Source organism: Mycolicibacillus koreensis, assembly GCF_002104795.1.
Lineage (GTDB): Bacteria > Actinomycetota > Actinomycetes > Mycobacteriales > Mycobacteriaceae > Mycobacterium > Mycobacterium koreense.
The window spans coordinates 1-818 of sequence record NZ_NCXO01000122.1 but is presented as its reverse complement, the minus strand read 5'-3'; the positions used below and the strand labels follow the sequence as shown (position 1 = coordinate 818).

The 818-nt window shown below is 65.9% G+C and carries 1 protein-coding gene; it reads right to left on the bottom strand.

The annotated features are described in order from the left end of the window. A partial coding sequence (locus B8W67_RS20155; protein ID WP_133056185.1) for an acyltransferase domain-containing protein occupies positions 1-818 on the bottom strand: 818 nt, incomplete at both ends.

The following is an 818-nucleotide window of genomic DNA, read 5'->3' as shown; positions in this document are numbered from 1 at the left end:
GCGTAGGTCAGCACCGGGTGTGGGCTGATCTCGATGAAGGTGGCGTGTTCGGCTGCGGCGGCGGTCACCGCCTGGTGCAGTCGTACCGGGTTGCGCAGGTTGGCCACCCAGTAGTCGGCGTCGAAGCGCGGATCGTCGATACCGGTGGTGGTGAACACCGGGATCTGCGGGCGCTGCGGGGCCAGATCGGCCAGGTCGGTGCGTAACTGCTCGAGGATCGGATCCACGATCGGGTTGTGGGAGGCCACATCGACCTCGACACGCCGCGCGAGCAGGTCCCGGGCTTGCACCGCGGTGATGATCGCGTCGATCTGCTCGGGCGGGCCGGCGAGCACACTTTGGCGCGGTGAGGCATACACCGCCACCGTCACCCCCGCATACCCCGCGATCAACTCCCGCGCACCAGCGGCATCGACCTCCACCAACGCCATCGCACCCTGACCGGACAACCGCGCCATCAACGCCGAACGCCGCGCGATCACCTCAAAGCCCTGCCGCACCGACAACGCCCCGGCCACCACCGCGGCAGCCACCTCCCCCATCGAATGCCCAATCACCGCATCCGGAACCACCCCATAAGCGGCCCACAACCGCACCAACGCCAACTGCACACCCACCAACACCGGCTGAATCCGCTCAATGCCCTCAACCGACTCACCCGAAACCAACACCGACCGCAACGAAAACCCCGCCGCAGCCACAAAATCAGGCTCCAACTCATCAACCGCCGCAGCAAACGCCGGCTCATCGACCAACAACCGACGACCCATCCCAGCCCACTGCGAACCCTGACCAGAAAACACAAAAACCACACCGTC